The sequence below is a fragment of the Sphingobium limneticum genome (assembly GCF_008710165.1).
GTDB classification, from domain to species: Bacteria; Pseudomonadota; Alphaproteobacteria; order Sphingomonadales; family Sphingomonadaceae; genus Sphingobium; species Sphingobium limneticum.
Genome location: NZ_VYQA01000001.1, coordinates 184994 through 203677 on the forward strand (window position 1 = coordinate 184994; position 18684 = coordinate 203677).

14 protein-coding genes are annotated in these 18684 nt (G+C 63.5%); 10 read left to right on the forward strand and 4 right to left on the reverse strand.

The window, feature by feature from the left end; translation table 11 throughout:
* Positions 1 to 72 precede the first annotated feature (72 nt).
* From F4U95_RS00690 to F4U95_RS00725, 8 genes are all read left to right on the forward strand, one after another.
* Positions 73 to 858, forward strand: coding sequence for an IclR family transcriptional regulator (locus F4U95_RS00690; protein ID WP_120253094.1), 786 nt, complete (start codon positions 73 to 75; stop codon positions 856 to 858).
* Complete coding sequence (locus tag F4U95_RS00695) at positions 855 to 1823, forward strand: alpha/beta hydrolase (RefSeq protein ID WP_120253095.1); 969 nt, start codon at positions 855 to 857, stop codon at positions 1821 to 1823. Before F4U95_RS00690 ends, F4U95_RS00695 begins: the two co-directional genes overlap by 4 nt.
* Positions 1820 to 2608 (forward strand): SGNH/GDSL hydrolase family protein, encoded by a 789-nt coding sequence (locus tag F4U95_RS00700; protein WP_120253096.1) that lies wholly within the window; start codon positions 1820 to 1822, stop codon positions 2606 to 2608. The genes F4U95_RS00695 and F4U95_RS00700 overlap by 4 nt, the downstream gene beginning before the upstream one ends.
* 8 nt (positions 2609 to 2616) lie before the next feature.
* The gene (locus F4U95_RS00705) at positions 2617 to 3414 is read left to right on the forward strand and encodes an SGNH/GDSL hydrolase family protein (RefSeq protein WP_232016259.1); all 798 of its coding nucleotides are present in this window, start codon (positions 2617 to 2619) and stop codon (positions 3412 to 3414) included.
* The gene (locus F4U95_RS00710) at positions 3411 to 5036 is read left to right on the forward strand and encodes an alpha-L-fucosidase (RefSeq protein WP_120253098.1); all 1626 of its coding nucleotides are present in this window, start codon (positions 3411 to 3413) and stop codon (positions 5034 to 5036) included. The genes F4U95_RS00705 and F4U95_RS00710 overlap by 4 nt, the downstream gene beginning before the upstream one ends.
* Positions 5037 to 5059: 23 nt before the next feature.
* Positions 5060 to 7396 carry a glycoside hydrolase family 31 protein gene (locus tag F4U95_RS00715; RefSeq protein WP_120253099.1) on the forward strand — a complete coding sequence of 779 codons (2337 nt, stop codon included), beginning with the start codon at positions 5060 to 5062 and terminating at the stop codon, positions 7394 to 7396.
* Between the two features lie 14 nt (positions 7397 to 7410).
* A complete protein-coding gene (locus F4U95_RS00720) occupies positions 7411 to 8868 on the forward strand; it encodes a GH1 family beta-glucosidase (protein ID WP_120253100.1) in 1458 nt (485 codons plus the stop codon).
* Positions 8869 to 9024: 156 nt separating this feature from the next.
* Complete coding sequence (locus F4U95_RS00725) at positions 9025 to 9669, forward strand: DedA family protein (RefSeq protein ID WP_120253101.1); 645 nt, start codon at positions 9025 to 9027, stop codon at positions 9667 to 9669.
* A 4-nt stretch (positions 9670 to 9673) separates the two neighbouring features.
* Here F4U95_RS00725 and yaaA read toward each other — a convergent pair whose 3' ends face one another.
* Genes yaaA through F4U95_RS00740 form a run of 3 tightly spaced genes read right to left on the reverse strand, consistent with a single transcriptional unit; the run spans position 9674 to position 12730 of the window.
* Complete coding sequence (gene yaaA, locus F4U95_RS00730; protein ID WP_120253102.1) at positions 9674 to 10426, reverse strand: peroxide stress protein YaaA; 753 nt, start codon at positions 10424 to 10426, stop codon at positions 9674 to 9676.
* A 31-nt stretch (positions 10427 to 10457) separates the two neighbouring features.
* Entirely contained in the window at positions 10458 to 11495 is a 1038-nt protein-coding gene (locus F4U95_RS00735) for a LacI family DNA-binding transcriptional regulator (RefSeq protein WP_120253103.1), read from the reverse strand.
* Positions 11492 to 12730, reverse strand: a complete 1239-nt coding sequence (locus F4U95_RS00740; RefSeq protein ID WP_120253104.1) for an MFS transporter — start codon at positions 12728 to 12730, stop codon at positions 11492 to 11494. The genes F4U95_RS00735 and F4U95_RS00740 overlap by 4 nt, the downstream gene beginning before the upstream one ends.
* Positions 12731 to 12896: 166 nt before the next feature.
* Here F4U95_RS00740 and F4U95_RS00745 point away from each other — a divergent pair, with 166 nt between their 5' ends.
* Together F4U95_RS00745 and F4U95_RS00750 are read left to right on the forward strand one after the other, a co-directional pair.
* The gene (locus F4U95_RS00745) at positions 12897 to 15362 is read left to right on the forward strand and encodes a TonB-dependent receptor (RefSeq protein ID WP_425505025.1); all 2466 of its coding nucleotides are present in this window, start codon (positions 12897 to 12899) and stop codon (positions 15360 to 15362) included.
* A gap of 117 nt (positions 15363 to 15479) precedes the next feature.
* Positions 15480 to 17741, forward strand: coding sequence for a beta-glucosidase family protein (locus tag F4U95_RS00750; protein WP_120253106.1), 2262 nt, complete (start codon positions 15480 to 15482; stop codon positions 17739 to 17741).
* A gap of 3 nt (positions 17742 to 17744) precedes the next feature.
* On the opposite strand, the gene F4U95_RS00755 is transcribed toward F4U95_RS00750, so the two are convergent.
* Complete coding sequence (locus F4U95_RS00755) at positions 17745 to 18620, reverse strand: LysR family transcriptional regulator (protein WP_120253107.1); 876 nt, start codon at positions 18618 to 18620, stop codon at positions 17745 to 17747.
* Positions 18621 to 18684 lie beyond the last annotated feature (64 nt).

Consider the following 18684-nt stretch of genomic DNA (forward strand, 5'->3'; position numbering starts at 1 on the left):
GCCTAATGGGTATTGGACAGCGAGGGATGATCCTGCACAGAGAATCATCTATAAAATGGAGGGGGTGAGCAGATGACTGGCAAGGCGCGCTATCAGGCGCCAGCCCTCACCAAGGGGCTGGAAATATTGGAGCTTCTCGCCGGTGCGAGTGAGCCGCTGATCATGTCTGACATATCGACGGCGCTAGGTCGGTCGGTCAGCGAAATCTTCCGGATGCTGCAGGTGCTGGAGGAGCATGGCTACATCGCCCGGGCCGAAGAAGGCTATCGGCTGACAAACCGCCTCTTCGCGCTGGGCATGAGCCAGCCGCCGATCCGCGACCTCGCCTCCACCGCCCTTCCGGTGATGCAGGATCTGGCGCGCCGGGCGGGCCAGAGCTGCCACCTGGCCGTCGCATCCGGCGCGGAAATGGTCGTCATCATCGCGATCGAGGCGCCCGGCCTGTCGGGCTTTGCCGTGCGCGTGGGCTATCGCCGGCCGCTGCACCGCTCCAATTCCGGCCGTATCCTGCTCGCCTTCCAGTCGTCCGATGCGCGCGCGGCGATGCTGGCGGATATCCGGGCGACGGGCGAAACCCTGGATGAAGCGGAACTGACGGAGCGGCTGAACGCCACCTTGGCAGCGGGTGGCGCCTTCGCGCCCAGCCCGATGCTGACCGGCATCACCGATCTGTCCGCCCCGATCCTGGTCGGCGGCGTCGCGCGCGCGGCGCTGACCATGCCCTTCGTCGATGGCGCCGCCAATCGGGCGACGACACAGGCCTGCACCCAGTTGGTGCGCGACGCCGCCGCCGCGATCGGCGATGCCATGTCGCCGATGATGGTCCTTCCCGCGCGCGACATGGACAACGGACAATGAGCGGACTTGATCGCCGTACCGCACTGATGGCCGTCGCCGGGCTGGCGGCGCTGCCCGGTCTTGCCGGCGCGCAGACAAACGCCAGCGACGAGATTATCGACCTGTGGCCCGGCACGCCGCCGGGGGACACTGGCGCGCGCATCGTTCGCAAGATCGCCGATCAGGCCAAGCCCGGCGGCAAGCCGGATCGCTGGGTGACGGGCATCGAACGCCCCGTGCTGGTCGTACGGCGCCCTGCCCGCCCCAATGGTGCCGCAATGCTGGTGATACCTGGTGGCGGATATGCTTTTCTGTCCTATGATAATGAGGGCACCAGCCAGGCCGAATGGCTGAACGCGCGCGGCATTACCGCCTTTATCCTGCTCTACCGCCTGCCCGGCGAAGGCTGGGCGCGGCGTCAGGACGTCCCATTGCAGGATGCCCAGCGAGCGATGCGGCTGATCCGCGCAAAAGCTGCCCAACTCGCTGTCGCAAAGGACCGGATCGGCGTACTTGGCTTCTCTGCCGGCGGGCATCTGGCCGGATCGCTGGCGACCCGTCACGGCGAGACAGTTTATGACCCGGTCGACGCCGCCGATGCGCAGGATGCGCGCCCGAACCTGGCCGCGCTGATCTATCCGGTCGTCAGTCTGGACGCAGCCTTCACCCATGGTGGATCGCGCGATATGCTGCTGGGCATGGGCGGCACAGTGCAGGCGCGGCGTCACCGCTCGGTCGAGATGCGGGTCGACGCGGCGACACCGCCGATCTTCCTGGTCCATGCGACCGATGACGGGTTGGTGCCGCCCGCCAACAGCATCGCGCTGTTCCAGGCGATGGAAGCGGCAAAACGCCCGGTCGCGCTGTACATCTTCGAGGATGGCGGCCACGGGTTCGGCACCCGCCTGCCCGCGACGATGCAGGCATCGGCCTGGCCCGCCCTGTTCGCCACCTTTGCCGCCAAGCACGGGTTGATTCCGGCATGAGATGGCCGATCGCCCTGATGCTGGCGTTCAGCGCCGGCACTGCGCTGGCCGCGCCCGGCGATTATCAAAGTTCGCCCGAGCGGCGCACGGTGGTGGAGAAGGATTGGGGGCCATGGCTCGGCCCGTTCCGCGCAAAGCTGATGCCCAGCCTGATGCAGGATTTTGGCGAGCGCTATCTCTACGCGCCCGCCAATGCCGCGTTATCCGCGCCCAAGCAGGGCGAACAGCGCGTGGTGTTCCTGGGCGATTCCATTACCGATCGCTGGAACCTGGCCGCCAGCTTCCCCGGCAAACCCTATATTAATCGCGGCATCGGCAGCCAGGTGACGGCGCAGATGTTGCTGCGTTTCCATCAGGATGTAATCGTACTGAAGCCGAAGGTCGTCGTGATCCTGGCGGGCATCAACGACGTACAAGGCTTCCTGCAACAGGAAAGCCCCGAACAGATCGAAGCCAATTGGGAAGCCATGGCCGATCTGGCAGAGGCCCATCATATCAAGGTCGTGTTCGGCTCGATCCTGCCGGTGAACGACTACACAGAAGCGGCTAAAGACGTCGTGAAAGAGCGCAAGCCTGAAGAGCTGGTCACGCTCAATAGCTGGCTGCGCACCTTCTGTGCGGAGCGCGGCTATGGCTTTGCCGATTATCACGCCGCGCTGGTGGACCGGAATGGCCTGATGACAGCCGCCTATACGCAGGACGGCGTCCACCCGCTCGACAATGGCTATGCGGTGATGGCGCCGATCGCGGAGCGGGCGATCGCGCAAGCCTTGCGCCAAAAATGAGGAAGAGGATGCTGAAACTCACCACTTTTGCCTGCGCGCTGGCGCTGGCCACCCCCGCTTTGACGGAAACGAAAGTACCAGGCGATCCCCATGCCGACGATCCGGTCGGCATCGTGGCCGATCCCTGCCCGGTCCATCCTAAGCCTACAGGTGAAGCGGAATGGAAGATGTGGAACCTCCACATGCTGACCCGCGATTTCGGGCAGTTGTGCCGCTATGCCGCCGACAATAAGGCGCTGGCGGGCAAAAAGGTGCGCGCCGTCTTCATGGGCGATTCCATTACAGATAACTGGATCAATCTGGACCCGGAGATGTTTCAGGACGGGCTGGTCGATCGGGGCATCAGCGGGCAGACCACGGCGCAGATGCTAGTGCGTTTCCGCAATGACGTGATCGCGCTGAAACCGCAAGTCGTCCACATCATGGCGATGACCAACGATATCGCCGGCAATAGCGGCGCGGCGACGATGGAAACGGTGCTGGGCAATATCCAGACGATGGCCGAACTGGCGCAGGCCCATGGCATCAAGGTCGTGATCGCCTCCGTGCCGCCCGCAGGCGCCTTCCCCTGGAGCCCGGCCATGAAGCCAGCCCCGCAGATCGCGGCGATCAACAAGTGGCTGGCCGATTATGCGCGTAGCCGCGGCTTCACCTATGTCGATTATCACAGCGCCATGGCGCAGGCAGACGGTGCAATGAAGCCGGGCCTGTCCACCGACGGCGTCCATCCGACCAAAGAAGGCTATGCCATCATGCGCCCGCTGGCGCGGCAAGCCATCGACAAGGCTTTGAGGGAAATCCAATGACGATGCTGGGACGCCGCGCCTTCCTGGCCGGCACAGCCGCGCTCGGCCTCGCCCGCGCGGCGCGCGCCGCCAGCCCCATGGGCACGATGCGCGGGCCGGTACAGGCCAGTTGGCCCTCACTGGTCGGCAATTATCGTTACCCCGACTGGTTCCGCGACGCGAAGCTGGGCATGTGGTCGCATTGGGGGCCGCAATCGGTGCCGGCGCAAGGCGACTGGTATGGCCGCTTCATGTATATGCAGGGCCACCCGATGTACGAGCATCACCTGAAGACCTACGGCCATCCGTCGGTCGCGGGGATGAAGGACATCCAAAATCTCTGGACCGCCGACAAGTGGGAGCCCGATGCGCTGATGGCCCGCTATCAGAAGGCGGGCGCCAAATATTTCATGGCGCTGGCCTGCCATCACGACAATCTGGATTGCTACGACAGCCGCTACCATGCCTGGAACAGCCTGCGCGTCGGACCGAAGAAGGATATCGTCGGCATCTGGGAGAAGGCGGCGCGCAAGGCGGGCATGAAATTCGGCGTGTCCAACCATGCCGCTCATGCCTGGCACTGGTACCAGCCGGCCTATGGCTATGACCCGATCGGCCCGAAAAAGGGCGAACGGTACGACGCTTTCCGCCTGCGCAAGGCGGACGGCAAGGGCCAATGGTGGGATGGCCTCGACCCGCAGGAACTTTATACCGGCGGCCATGCCGTGCTGCCCGATGGTATCGACACGATCGAGGCGATGGACAAATGGCACGATGCCCATAACGGCCAGTGGATCGAAACGGGGCCGCAGGACGACCCGGCCTATGTCACCCGCTGGCTGCTGCGCCAGACCGATCTGGTCGCGAAATACAAGCCCGACATGGTCTATATGGACGATCATGAACTGCCCTTCGGACCTGTAGGGCTGGAAGCGGCGGCGGACTATTATAACCGCTCGATCGAATGGCACGGCAAGATCGACGTGGTGCTGACCGGCAAGCAGCTCAAACCCTATGCCCGCTTTGGCATGGTGCAGGATGTGGAGCGTGGCTTTACCGACCATCTGTGGGACGAGCCGTGGCAGACGGACACCTGCATCGGCGACTGGTTCTACAATGAAGCGCGGCTGCACGACAAAAGCTACAAAAGCGCCGAGGAAGTCGTCCAGCGGCTGGCCGATGTGGTGTCGAAAAACGGCAATCTTATGCTCTCCATCCCGCAGCCGGGCGACGGGTCGATCGACAGCGAGACGGAGAAGGTGCTGGACGGCATGGCGGCATGGATGACCCATGGCGGAGAGGCGATCTTCGGATCGCGGCCCTGGCGTATTTATGGCGAGGGGCCGACCCAGTTGATCGCGGGGATGCAGAATGAGGAGAAGGCCAAGCCCTTCACCGCGCAGGACATCCGCTTCACCACTAACAAGGGCGCACTTTATGCGCTGTTCCTGGGCCGGGCGCAGGGATCTACGACCATCCGCTCACTGGCGCGCGGCCGCGTGGACGGCACAATCGGCCAGGTGACGCTGCTGGGCGGCGGCCCGCTGCCCTTCCGACAGGATGGCGCTGGCCTGCATGTCGATATGCCACGCACCGGCCATTTCGTTCCGGCCATCCGCATCGACGGACGCGGCCTCATCTAATGCAAAGACAAGGGATTACAGGGATGATCGCAACGGGTTTCAAGGCAAAAGTGGCGGGGATCGCGCTGGGCGCGTCCGTCCTGGCGATGGCGGCACCTGCGCTGGCGGAACCAATGGCATTGCTGGACCGGCATGGCAGCCGCGTCGCGGTGGAACCCTATGCGCCCAATATCGTGCGCGTGACGATCGCGCTCGATCCCGTGCTGGCGTCCGCCGCACCGGGCGAAGGACCTAACGCCAAGCCCAACGCGACTGGCTGGACCCACAGCACCGATGCGAGCGGGGACGTCTTCACTTCTTCGGCCCTCACCCTGACGATCGGCGCCAAGCAATGGCCCGGCGCGCCGACGCAGATGCAGCGCTATTTCGCGCCGTCGCTGCCGCCGGTCAGCCTGTCGGTCAAGGATGCCGGCGGCACGCTGCTGACGAAGATGACCGGTTGGGAAATGGCGCCCGTGACGGTGAATGGCGAGCAGACCTTCAAGGTCGGTGCCAGCTTCGATTCCCCGGCGGACGAACATTATTATGGCCTGGGTCAGAATCAGGAAGGCTATATGGATCTGCGCGGCAAGCAGATCGATTGTTCGCACAGCTATGATGCGCCGGCCGGCGAGACGGTCTGCGTCCCCTTCATGGTCACGAACAAGGGCTATGGCATCGTCTGGGACAATCCGGCCCGCACGCTGATCCAGCCCGGCCTGCACAGCAGCACCCATTGGCAAAGCCAGGTGGGAGAGCGCGTCTCGTTCTTCGTCATCGCCGGCAAGACGACCGACGAACTTTATGCCGGCTATGCCAAGTTGACCGGCGAAACGCCGCTGCCGCCCAAGGCCGGTTTCGGCCTGATCCAGAGCAAGGCGCGGTATGAAAGCCAGCAGGAACTGCTCGACATCGCCAATGGCTATCGCCAGCGCAACCTGCCGCTCGACGTGATGGTGCTGGACTGGTTCTACTGGACCCGCATGGGGCAACTCGACATCGACCGCACCTATTTCCCCGATCCCAAGGGGATGAACGACACGCTCAAATCGCTGGGTATGCGCTCGATCATCAGCGTATGGCCGCGCTTCGAACGGGAATCGCGCTATTTCGACATGCTCGCGACCAAGGGCTGGTTCCTGAAGGACAAGGACGGCAATCCGGTTGATGGCCTGCCTTCCCGCTCCGATCGCGCAGGCGCGCTGATCGACAGCACCAATCCGGAAGCGCGGGAATGGTTCTGGGGCAAACTGCGCGACAATATCGCGAGCCAGGGTTTCGACTGGTTCTGGCTGGACGAAACGGAGCCGGATCTGGTGCCGGACGGCTATTTCTATTCCAAGGGGTCGGGCGACCGTTATCATAACCTCTTCCCGCTGGTGCATACGACCGGCGTGGCCGAAGGGTCGGAGCGCGACCGCCCCGGTTTCCGCAACATGATCCTGGCGCGTGCGGCCTATCTGGGTGCGCAGCGCAATGGCGGCCTGTTCTGGTCGTCGGACATCAAATCGACCTGGGAAGCGCTGCACCGGCAAATCCCGACCGGCCTCAACTTCACGGCTTCGGGCATCGCCTATTGGGGCAGCGACATTGGCGGCTGGCAATGGCCCAAGGGACCGAAGGCGGAAAATCCGGTCCTGGTCGATCCGGCCGGCTCCACGGCGGCCAGCCCCGATTATGCGGACTATTCCGAATTGTTCGTTCGCTGGTTCGAATATAGCGTCTTCACCCCGACGCTGCGCATCCATGGCCAGCGGCCGGGCAGCGCGCTGTGGGAATATGGCAAGGCGGCCGAACCGATCCTGGCCGACTGGTTGCGCCTGCGCTATACGCTGATGCCCTATATCTATGCGCTGGGGCGGCATACCTACGACACCGGCGCGCCTTTCATGCGCGGGCTGTTCATGGACTTCCCGAACGACCCCCAAGTATCGAACATCGGCGACCAATATATGTTCGGTCCCGCCTTCCTGGTCGCGCCGGTGACGGTGCAGGGTCAGACGAAGCGGCCCGTCTACCTGCCCGCGGGCACCGCCTGGTATGATTATTGGACCAACCAGAAGTTCGAGGGCGGCCAGACGATCGAGGTCGACGCCCCAATCGAGCGCATTCCCTTGTTCGTGAAGGCCGGGTCGATCGTGCCGATGGGCGTGCAGGTGAAGAGCACGGCGGAGAAGCAGGCGCTGGAAAGCATCCGCGTCTATCCCGGCACCGATGCGCGCTTCACCCTTTATGACGATGACGGCACCACCAACGCCTATCGCAAGGGCGGGATAAAGGCTGACCTCGTCTGGGACGACAAGGCAAAGACGCTGACGAGCAAGACGAAACTGCCCACCGGCCAGGCTGTGAGCGGCCTGGTTCAGGTCGTAGGCCAGTAAGGAGACTATCGACGATGACGGGTATCAATCGCCGCGAATTGGGCATGGGTCTGGGCGCGGCTGCTCTGGGCGCTTCTCTGGCGGGCGGCAGCACTGCGCGCGCGCAGGCTGGGTCGGCTTCGGCGCCGCAGGGTGCGCAGTCGTTCCCGGCCGACTTCCTCTGGGGCTGCGCCACCGCAGCCTACCAGATCGAAGGCGGCGTGAAGGAGGATGGGCGCGGCCAGACCAATTGGGATGTGTTTTCCCACACGCCGGGCAAGGTCGCCAATGGCGATACGGGCGATGTCGCCTGCGACAGCTATCATCGCTATAATGACGACATCGCCCTGCTGAAGGCGCTGGGGGTCAAGGCTTATCGCTTCTCCCTCGCCTGGTCGCGCATCTTCCCCGATGGCAAGGGCAAGCCCAATGCCAAGGGGCTGGACTATTATAACCGGCTGGTCGACGGATTGCTGGCGGCGGGCATCACCCCGCATGTCACGATGTTCCATTGGGATCTGCCCCAAGCCCTGCCGGGCGGCTGGCAGAACCGCGACACGGCTTATGCCTTTGCCGATTATGCGGGCTATACCGCCGGCAAGCTGGGCGACAGGGTGCAGCATTTCATGACGGTCAACGAACTGCGCTGCTTCACGGACCTCAGCTACATGACCGGTGGCAAGGCGCCGGGCCTGAAGCTACCGATGGGTGAAGTGAACCAGATCCGGCACCATGGCGTGCTGGCCCACGGCCTGGGCGTCCAGGCGATCCGGGCGGCGACGAAGAGCGGCACGCAGGTCGGCATCGCGGACAATCCCAATATCTACGTCCCCGCGATCGAGACACCCGAGCATATCGAGGCGGTGAAGAAAGCCGTGCGCGAAGAAAATGCCATGTTCCTGACCGCCATCATGGAAGGCCGCTATATCGACAGCTATCTGACCGCGCAGGGCAAGGATGCGCCCAAGGTCAAGGATGGCGACATGAAGCTGATCGGCGCGCCGCTCGATTTCCTGTCGGTCAATGTCTATACCGGCAACACCGTCCGCGCCGACCCGACCGCGCCGTCGGGCTACAAGATATTGCCTCATCCGGGTCAGGCGCCGCGCATGCCCTCCCCCTGGCTCTATGTCACGCCGGAGGTGATTTATTGGGGCATGCGGGCGATCAACGACATGTGGAAGCCCAAGGGCCTCTACATCTCCGAAAATGGCTGCTCGGCCGACGACAAGGTCGCCGAAGACGGCAAGGTCTATGACACCGACCGCGTCATGTATCTGCGCAACTATCTGACGCACCTTCAGCGCGCGACGCGTGAGGGATTGCCGGTAAAGGGCTATTTCGTCTGGAGCCTGATGGACAATTTCGAGTGGGAGGACGGATATACCAAGCTGTTCGGCATCCATCATGTCGACTTCAAGACGCAGAAGCGCGCGCCCAAGCTGAGCGCCGACTGGTATCGCGAACTGGTGCGGACCAACCAGCTGGTGTGACGAGGGATATGGATGCGCCCGAAGCGACATGCTCGCTTCGGGCGCATCCGAGCCGTGGCCCAGTTACGGCAGATGGATTTTCTCCATTGCCCTTTGTTAACCAAAGGCTCATCGGACGGCGCTACCCTGCGTCCTTTCTCATCGAACTGATCGAGCATGTCCGACCCATCAGACCTCCTCCTTGACGCAGTCACCCGCTATGCCGGCTGGAGTGGTCCGATCATCGGCGTGCTGGCTTTTTTCGAATCGCTGGTGGTGATCGGCCTGTTCGTGCCGGCGATCGCGACGATGATCGCGATCGGCGGGTTGATCGGGGCGGGCATCATCGAGCCTGCGCCGGTCTTTGCCTGTGCGGTGGTCGGCGCGATCCTGGGGGACTGGACCTCCTACGCGCTAGGGTGCCGGATCGGGCCTGCGATCTATCGCCATCGCTGGCTGAAAGGCCATAAGCTGGCCTTCGCGCGGGCGCGCCTGTTCTTTCGACGCTATGGTTTCATGTCCGTGCTGATCGGGCGGTTTCTGGGGCCGGTTCGCTCCACCGTTCCGGTCGTCGCCGGGGTGGTGAAGATGCCGCAACGCCATTTCCAGACGGCCAATATCGTGTCGGCCCTGCTCTGGGTGCCGGCCCTCTTGCTGCCTGGCTATTTCGCCGGCGGAAAGCTGGCGCAGTTCGACCTGCAGAGCGAGCATCTGGTGCTTATCGCCGTGGGCCTTCTTACCATTCCCATGCTGGCGGGGTGGATCGCGCTGCGCATCGCGGGCAAACCCCGCGCAAAGCTGAAGCAATCATCCGTCCAGTAGAATGTCAGGCGCGGGTGAAGCGCCAGCGATCCGTATCACTCTCTTCAGCATCGAAGCGATAGCCGTCGCTGTCGAAACCGCGCATGGCCTCCACATCGGTGACATGATGCTCGCATAGCCAGCGGGCCATCATGCCCCGCGCGCGCTTCGCGTTGAAACTGACGAAGCGCGGGCCGTTCGGCCCCGGCTCGCGAAACTCCACCTCGATCACGCGCACGCCTGCCAGCTTACCGTCGACCGCGGCGTAATATTCCTGGCTGGCGAGGTTCAGGATCGTGGCGGACCCTTCCTCCGTCAATTCGCGGCGCAGATGATCGGCAATGCGGTCAGCCCACCAGTCGGTCAATTTTTTTTGACGCGGTGCCCAGCGTGTGCCCATTTCCAGCCGATAGGGCCGGATGTCGTCCAGCGGGCGCAGAAGGCCATAGAGGCCCGACAATATCCGCACATGATCCTGCGCGAAGGCGACCCCGGCTTCGTCCAGCGTATCGACTTCGAAGCCGGTGTAGACGTCACCGGCGAAGGCATAGAGAGCGGGCCGTTCCGGCAATTCGGGAAAGTCGCGGAACCGGTCTGCGTTCAATTTGGCCAGACGCGGCGAGATGTGCATGAGTTCGGCCAGCCGCTTCTGCGTCAGGTTCGCGGCGGAATGGGCAAGGCTGCGCGCTTCGTCAGCGAAATGCGGCCTCGTCGTCGCTATCGACGGGAGTTCGCGTTCGAAATCGAGTGTTTTGGCGGGCGACAGCAGGACGATCATCGCGGCGGCCTAGCGATAGCCGCTACCTGCGTCAAACCCTGTCCGCGTCCGTCCCGCATCGCCCCGTGCTGCCACGCACGACCAACGCATGGGGCAGCATCAGATGTGCGTCCGGGTGCGGAATAGTCCTGCGGAAGGACGGATCGACCAGAATATCGACGGCTGCGGCGGCCATTTCCGCCTTGGGCTGGCGAATGGTGGTGATTTGCGGCCAAGCCGCACGCGAAGAAGCGGCATCGTCGAAGCCGGCGATCGACAGATCGTCGGGCACCTGAATGTCCCGTTTGATCGCAGTGATGAGCAGACCGAGCGCCATATCGTCATTGCAGGCAAAGATGGCACTGGGCCGATCCGGCCCGCGCAACAGCGCTTCGCCCAGTTCCAGTCCCGATCGAAAGCTGAAATCGCCACGCAGCACGAAACGCTCGTCCACCGCTATGGCGGCCGTCGCCATGGCCGCGCGAAATCCCTCCTCCCGCCGGATGGAGGCGCTGTGATTTTCCGGCCCCTGCACGAAAGCGATATGACGATGGCCAAGGCAGATCAGATAGTCGGTCATTTCCCGCGCCGCACCATGATCGTCCATCCGCACCGCGCCGCTATCCTCCGGCTCGACGGACGGGGCCATCAGTACATGGGGCACGGCCGACTGGCGGAACAGGTCGATCAGTTCGGGCGCGTCGCAAATCGGCGGGGCGATGATCGCGCCGTCCAGCCGCAGGCTGGCGATGCTGTCGCGGACATGGTCCTGCCAGCCGGGGCGGCTCAGGTCGACCGGCTCCACCACCAGATGATAGCTGCGCTCCCGACAGCGGATCAGCGCGCCATGCTGCACATCGGCGGCATAGCCCGACACGGGATCATCGATGAAAAGGCCGAGCAGATAGGAGCGCGAACTGGACAGGCTGCGTGCGAAGGCATTGGGGCGATAGTCCAATTCGGCCACGACCCGCTGCACCGCCTCGCGAATTTCGGCGCGAACATGATCTTCCCCGTTGATGACGCGCGAGACGGTCTTGGGGGACACACCGGCACGGGCCGCGACATCCTTGATGGTAACGGTCTTCATGATATGGGCTCCTGCGGCTGCGCGCACAGGGCGGCGAACCGGGCAATGAAAGCATAGCAGGCGGCGGGCACGAGCAGCGCCGGCAGCAACGCGATCCCGTCGGCGAGAGCGCCGGTGGCAAGGGGAATGATCGCGCCGCCGACCACCGCCATACACAGCCACATGGAGGCGACCGGCGCCTGCCGATCATCCGCAGGCAGCGCAAGGGCATAGATGGTGGGATACATGATCGCGTTGCACAGGCCGACCGCGATCAGGGCGCCAGCACCCAGCGCACCAGGTAGGATGATCGCCGCCAGCGTCAACGCCACGGCCCCTAGTGCCGCCGCCAGCAACAGACGATATTCAGCCATGCGTGTCATCACCCAGGCGCCGATGAAGCGGCCAACCATCGCACCACCCCAATAAAGGCTGACCAGTTGACCGCCGGCCACCGGCGTCACCCCTAGCCGATCGGTACGCATCAAGACGGTGGGCAGCAGCGCACCGATCGCAACCTCCGCCCCCACATAGAAGAAGATCGCCGCCGTTCCCCATTTCAAACGGCGCAGGCGGATCAACTGGAACATCTGCCTTATCCCGGCGAAGGGCTGCGCTTCGCCCCGCACCAGCAAGTTGCGATAGCGCATATAGGCCAGGCTGAGGACCGCGGTGACCAAGGCGGTCCCGACAAATGGCAGCGTCGGATCGATGCCCCGCGCGGCGTCGGCATCTAGTTCGCTCAGCAACAACGGCGCGCTGATCAATGGTCCCATTACCGTGCCGAGCGCGTTGAAGCCCTGAAGCAAAGTAAGGCGGCGAACCGCGCCGCGCGCCGGGCCGATCACCGCGACCACCGTGTTGGATGCGATCTGAAGAAAGGTCTGCCCCGCCGACAGGAGCAGCAGCGCGCCCATCACCATGGCGAAGGACAGGACGGTCTGTGCCATGGTCAGTGCCAGGCAACCCAGCGTCATCACCGCCAGCCCGGTGACGATAGCGCGCATATAACCGTTGCGGACGATCGCCCAGGTGATGGGCAATGCGAACAGCAGATAGCTGGAATGGAAAGCCAATTGCACCAGCAGCGCCTCTCGATAGTCGAGATGCAGCAGCAACTTGAGTTGCGGCACTAGAAGGCTGACCGATGACGTCAGGAATCCGCCGATGAAAAACACGCCGATGGACAGCCGGAAAAGACGGGTCGCGATGTAATCGCCATCGGGAATGGCCAAGGTTGACGTAGCGGTAACCATCGAGTGGACTTTTCGGTCGATCCTTACAGGACATGGGCAGGAATGGGAAGCAGCGGGCATGCTGTGTGCGCGAATCCGACATCGTTGTCAAAACCATGTTGACATCGTTGTCAGGCTTTGGTCATTACGCGGCACACACAATGATGTGAGTCCAGGGAGAGAGATGATGAAGAGCATTGCGCTCGTCGCGAGCACTGCGCTTGCGACCATGACGCTGGCGATGGCCCCCGCCTACGCGCAGGACAACACCGCGCCGCAGGCCGCCCAGCAGCCCGAAAACAGATATGACGGCGATATCATCGTCACCGCCACCCGCCGCGAAACGACCCTGCAATCGACCCCGATCGCCGTATCCGCCTTCGGTCAGGCGCAGTTGGACAGGCAACAGGTCAAGGACGTAACCGACCTTGCGCGTTTCGTCCCCTCGCTTCAGTTCAACCAGCAGGGCGACCAGTCGGCCGTGCTGCTGACGCTGCGCGGCATCGGCAACGACAGCGCCTATACCGAAGTGGCCGACCCGGAAGTCGCCATCTATGTCGACGGCATCTATTCGCCGCGTTCGCAGGGCGCGTCCGTGCTGATGTATGATATGGAGCGCGTGGAAGTGCTGCGCGGTCCGCAGGGCACATTGTTCGGCCGCAATGCCACGGTCGGCGCGCTCAGCCTGATTTCCGCCAAGCCTAAGCTCGGCGAATTCGAAGGCAATGTCGAAGTCACCGCCGGCAATTACGACCGGCTGGGCGTGCGCGGCGCGATCAACATCCCGGTCAGCGACACGCTGGCCTTCCGCGTCGCCTTCGTCACCGACCGGCATGACGGCTATGCCGATTTCCAGCCGGCGCCCAATGTGACCGGCATCAACAAGTCCGCCTTCGTGACCAGCGGCAAGAAATATTATGCTGCCGACCAGCAATCCGGCCGCGTGTCGATGCTCTGGCAGCCGAGCGACAAGTTCAGCTGGAACCTGTCGGCCGAAGGCTTCCTGGACAATGGCGCGCCGGTCATCGGCCTGCTCCAGACGCCGCGTGCTGGAACCAAGCGCTGGTCGACGCTGAGCGACACCGCGCCCGACACCGATCGCTATTCGGTGGGCGTGCGCAGCAGCATGAATTACGACCTGACCGACGGCATCCAATTGAGCTACATCGCCGGCTGGTCGCGGATCGGCGGATCGACCCAGACCGACGCCGATGGAGGCGCGATGCCGCCGACGGGACAGGTCGATGCCAGCGGCAATGATCTGCCCTTGGGCGCGTTCGGCGAAAACCGGACTTTGTCGTCGCGCTATGATTTCCAGAGCCATGAAATCCAGCTGAAATCGTCCGGCGAGCAGGCGATCGACTGGATTTTGGGTGCCTATTACAGCCACGAAAAGAACCGCATCCGCTTCGACATCGATCAGCGCAACGGCTATCGCGACGGCACCTTCAGCTGGGCCGGCAGCTTCATCCAGGCCAATCGCCAGATCGACAGCCGCGCCGTATTCGGTCAGGCGGTATGGCACGTCAATGACGCGATCCGCGTGACCGGCGGCCTGCGCTACACGTCCGACAAGAAGCAGGATATTGGCGGCCGCAACGTGACTTATTCGGGCGAAGGCTGTTCCGATGCCGACAAGCTGCCCGGCGGCCGCTGCACCGGTGGCATTTTCGGCGCCTATCCGGGTGCCACGGCGGAGGAACTGGCCACGCTACTGCCGGGCTTCTCCATCTCCAGCAACGATGTGAAGGGCAAATGGGACAAGCTGACCTATCTGGCCCGTGTCGATGCGGACCTGGCGCAGGATGTGCTGGGCTATGCCAGCATCAGCACCGGCTTCAAGTCGGGCAATATTCAGGACAATGCCGGCCTGACCGATCCGGAAACGCTGACCAACTATGAAGTGGGCTTGAAGTCCCGCTTCCTGGACCGCCGCGTGACGCTGAACCTTGCCGCTTATTATAGCGACTTCAAGGGCTATCAGGTGAACCAGGCTGTCACCTTCCGCGACGATCAGGGCAATGTCGTACGCAGCCAGATGATCACGCAAAATGCCAAGGGTGCCAAAGCCTATGGCCTGGAAGCGGAAATGGTCGCCAACCTGACCGACAATGACCGGCTGCAATTTTCCGGCACGCTCCAGAAGACCAAGCTGGAGGAGCTGGCAAGCGTCGACGGTCGGCTTTACGATGGCGGCAAGCTGTCCTCGATCGCCCAGCTTGAAGGCAATGAACTGGCCCATGCGCCGCGCTTTTCCGCGACGCTTAGCTATGAGCATGATTTCGTGATGGCGAGCGGCGCGCGTATCACCCCGCGCTTCACCACCCATTATGAGACGAAGAGCTGGCTGAGCTACTTCAACGGGGACGCCAATCCGTTCGTCAATGCCAACAACCCGGCCGACAATATGCCCAGCCGGGGCACCAACGGCACCGATTGGGATCGGCAGAAAGCCTATTTCCGGTCCGACGCGTCGATCCGCTTCACCGCGCCGGATGAGAAATATTCGGTCGAGGCCTTCGTCCAGAATATCGAAAATGGAAAGATCCGTACCGGTGCCGGCGCATTCGGCGCACCGCGCTACGATCCGATCTTCCTGTCCAACCTTCAGCCGCCGCGCACCTGGGGCGTGCGCGCCCGCGCGAACTTCTGACAACGGCCAGCGACCGGCTTTCCTTCCCCAGCCGGTCGCCCTTCAGGCGGCGGACGCCCTCCCCTCCCCCAAGGGCATCCGCCGCCACTTTTGCATCATATAGATGAAAGACCGCCCATGACGCGCCATGCCCTGATCGCTCTCCTCCTGCTTGGCACCGCCTGCGTTCCCGCCGCGCAAGCCCAGTTGGCCGCAACGACAGCCGGCAGCAATCGCGCGCTGTCGGCGGAGGCGCGAGCCAAGGCGCTGGTCGCGGCCATGACCACGCAAGAGAAGCTGGCGATCGTCCACGGCTATTTCCCGCCGATGGCGAAGCCGCCGCAACCGATCGCGATGATCCCGTCGGCCGGCCATATTCCGGGCATCCCACGGCTTGGCATCCCGACACTGCGCGAAAGCGACGCGAGCCTGGGCGTCGCCAACCAGATCGAGCAGCGCAAGGGCGACACGGCGACCGCCCTGCCCGCCAGCCTGGCTACTGCGGCCACGTTCAACCCTTCCATCGCCTATGCCGGCGGCGCGATGATCGGGGCGGAGGCACGGGCGAAAACCTTCAACGTCCTGCTGGCAGGTGGCGTCAACCTGACCCGCGATCCGTGGAACGGACGCAATTTCGAATATCTGGGCGAAGATCCGCTGCTGGCGGGCGTGATGGCCGGCGAACATATTCGCGGTGTCCAGAGCAACCATATCGTATCGACCATCAAGCATTTCGCGCTCAATTCCCAGGAAACCGGGCGGACCGTTCTAGATGCGCGGATCGACAAGGCGGCGTTGCGCGAGAGCGACCTCCTGGCCTTTCAGATCGCGACGGAAATCGGCGATCCGGCCTCCGTCATGTGCGCCTATAACAAGGTGAATGGCGACTATGCCTGCGAGAATGACTGGCTGCTCAACACGGTCCTGAAGAAGGATTGGGGTTATAAGGGGTGGGTCATGTCCGACTGGGGCGCGGTCCATTCGACCGAGAAGGCAGCGCTAGGCGGGCTGGATCAGGAATCGGGTCAGGAACTGGACGACGCCATCCATTTCGGCAAGCCGTTCGAGGACGCGGTGAAGACCGGGCGCATCCCCATGGCTCGGCTGGACGATATGGTAACGCGTATCCTGCATGGCGTGATCGCCAGCGGATTGATGGATGATCCGGTACCGGAAAGCCCGCGCCAGATCGACTATGCCGCCCATGCCGATGTCGCCCAGCGGACGGCGGAGGAAGGCATCGTCCTGCTCAAGAATGAGGGCAATCTGCTGCCGCTGGCCAAGAGCGCGCGGCGGATCGTCCTGATCGGTGGCCACGCCGATGTCGGTGTGCTGTCGGGCGGCGGATCGTCTCAGGTCCGTTCGGTCGGCGGGGCTCCGGTCGAAATTCCGCTGACCAAGGGCGCGGCGGCATCCTTCGCGCGGATGACCTGGCATGCGTCTTCGCCACTCAAGGCTATCCAGGCGCTCGCGCCTCAAGCCGACGTCACCTATATCGACGGCAGCGATCCCAAGGCGGCGGCGGAGGCAGCGCGCCGGGCCGACCTTGCCATCGTCTTTGGCTGGCAATGGCAGACGGAGGCGCAAGACCCCGAAAATATGCGGCTGCCCGACAATCAGGACGCGCTGATCGACGCGGTCGCGACCGCCAACCGCAAGACCATCGTCATGCTGGAAACCGGCGGCCCCGTCGAGATGCCCTGGATCGCCAAGGTGCCGGTGCTGGTGCAGGCCTGGTATCCCGGTCAGCGCGGTGGCGAGGCGATGGCGAATATCCTGTTTGGCGATGTGGCGCCTTCGGGTCGCTTGCCCATCACCTTCCCGGTGCACGCCGATCAGGCGCCACGCCCCGAACCATTGGGCCTTGCCGAACTACGTGCCGCCGACGCCCGACGCGAGGCCGGCGATACCGCCAATTACGGCATGACCGGGGGCGTTGCACCGTTCGCGGTCGATTATCCCGAAGGTGCTGAGGTGGGCTATCGCTGGTATGCGATGAAAGGCAGCAAGCCGCTGTTCCCGTTCGGCTATGGCCTGAGCTATACCAGCTTCACTTATGCAAATTTGAAAGTGCACGACGGCACAGCGCTGACCGTCAGCTTCGACGTCACCAATGCCGGCAACCGATCCGGCGCGGATGTGCCGCAGCTTTATGTGCAGGCGAAGGGTAGCGCGGGTGTCAACGCCTGGCGTCTCGCCGGCTTCGACAAGATCAGCCTGTCCGCCGGCGAGACGCGGCGCGTGACGATGACCGTCGATCCGCGCCTGATCGCCCGGTTCGAGGAAGGCGCTGGCTGGCGGCTTGATGGTGGCAGCTATGCACTGGCGGTCGGCCATCATGCCGACGACATGGCGTTGAAGGGCGTGGCCAAACTCGATCCGGTGAGCCTGAAACCCTGACCCTCAGAGTTTCAACGCCACTTGACGGCGCAACAGGTCGGACACGGCCGCCATCCGCGCCAGCTTCGTCATGTCGCGGTGCGTCACCAGCCAGAAGCTGCGCTTGATTTCCACAGTGTCGGCCAGGATGCGGGTCAACCGGCTGTCCTGTGCGGCCATGAAATCGGGCAACACGCCTATGCCCGCGCCGTCGATGACCAGTCGCCGCTGAATCCCGATGCTGCTGGAACGCAGCGTCGCTTCCAGTCCGGTGTCCACCTCGTCCAGATAGTCTAGTTCCGGCGTGAACAGAAATTCCGGGACATAGCCGATCAATGTGTGGCCGCTAAGGTCGGACCGGGCCTGCGGTCGCCCATGTCGTTCGACATAGGCCCTTGAGGCGTAGAGATGCAGGCCATAATCGGCGAGCCGCTGCACGGTCAGATAGCCGCTCTGTGGCCGCGCCAGCATGACCGCCATATCCGCTTCCCGCTTGGACGGGTTGAGGAAGCCGGACGCCGTTACAACGTCCAGTTGGATGCCGGGATGTTCCTCATGGAAATGGCGCAGGCCGGGCGCCAATATCCAGGTGCCGAACCCTTCCGCCACGGACAGGCGGACATGGCCGCTCAGGCTATGCTGTTCGCCGCGCACATCGACCAGCGCGTCGATCGTCGCCCCCTCGACACTTTCGGCATGGCGCAGCAGGACGGCCCCACGCTGGGTCAGAACCCGCTCGCCGCCTGATTGCTCGAACAGCTTGGTGCCGAGCGCCTGCTCCAGCCGTGCCATGCGGCGGGTTATGGTGGTGGCGTCGATACCGAGCGATCGTGCGGCAGGCGCCATGCGTTTCAGCCGGGCTACAGTCAGAAAGATACGCAGATCGTCCCAGTCGAACATCCATCATCCTGCAAAAATGCAGACATAGTCTGCGAAATTTATTGATTGCGCGCAATATCGCATG